General features: G+C 69.9%; 1 protein-coding gene. It reads right to left on the bottom strand.

Annotated elements, in window-relative coordinates; all coding sequences use genetic code 11:
• The coding region (locus tag GWI24_RS44570; protein ID WP_210951692.1) for an acyltransferase domain-containing protein at positions 1–1,159 on the bottom strand (1,159 nt) is incomplete at both ends.

The raw sequence follows: 1,159 nt of genomic DNA, 5'->3' as shown, positions 1-1,159 counted from the left end.
CGGTGAACGCCTGGGCGAGCGAGTGGAGGAGCTGGACCTGACCGCCGTGATCGCGGCGCAGGGTGGGCACGGTGACGGCCGGGATCTCGGCTTCCTCGAACGTCTCCTGCAGACCGAGCGTGAGCACGGGGTGCGTACTGGCCTCGATGAACACCCGATACCCATCCGCCAGCAGCGCCTGAACGGCATCGGTGAACCGCACCCGCTCACGGAGATTGGTCACCCAGTAGTCCGTATCCAGGACGGAGCCGTCGGCCCGGCCACCGGTCACGGTCGAGTAGAACGCCGTGCCCGAACCGGACGCATCGAGCGGACGGACGCCCGCCAGAACCCGCATCAACTCCTCACGGATCTCCTCCACCTGAGGACCATGCGAGGCATAGTCCACCTCAATCAGCCGCGCCCGCTCCCCCGCCTCCTGACACGCGGCCACAACAGCGGCCACCTGCTCCGGCGGACCAGAAACCACCGTGGACGACGGGCCATTGACGGCTGCCACACCTACGCCTCCGGCCTGATCCCCCAAGTCGGACAGCAACTGCCCCGCCCGCTCCTGGCCCACACCGAGCGACGCCATCGCCCCGCCACCGGCCAGCCGCCGCAACGCCTTGCTGCGCAGCGCCACGACCTTGGCACCGTCCCCCAACGACAGCGCTCCCGCGACGACAGCCGCCGCGATCTCCCCCTGGCTGTGACCCACCACCGCCGCAGGACGTACGCCATGTCCGGCCCACACCGCCGCCAGCGACACCATCACCGCCCACAACACCGGCTGCACCACATCCACCCGCCCCAGATCCGCCGCACCCTCCACCCCACGCAGCACACCCGTGAGCGACCAGTCCACATACGGCGCCAGCGCCCGCTCGCACTCCGCCACCCGCGCCGCGAACACAGGCGACACCTCAAGCAGTTCCGCACCCATCCCCACCCACTGCGAACCCTGACCGGGGAAGACCAACACCGGACCCACATCACCCGTCAACGCCGCCGCACCCGACTGCACCACACCCGGATGCGACACGCCCCCCGCCAACGCCTCCACGGCGGCCAACAGCTCCCCACGGTCAGCACCCACCACCACCGCCCGATGCTCAAACACCGACCGAGTAGTGACCAACGACCACCCCACATCCACCGACGACAGCTCGGACGCGCC

The organism is Streptomyces sp. MK37H, from assembly GCF_018035285.1.
Taxonomy (GTDB): Bacteria; Actinomycetota; Actinomycetes; order Streptomycetales; family Streptomycetaceae; genus Streptomyces; species Streptomyces endocoffeicus.
The sequence above is the reverse complement of the archived record's forward strand: the minus strand, read 5'-3'. Positions and strand labels throughout refer to the sequence as shown.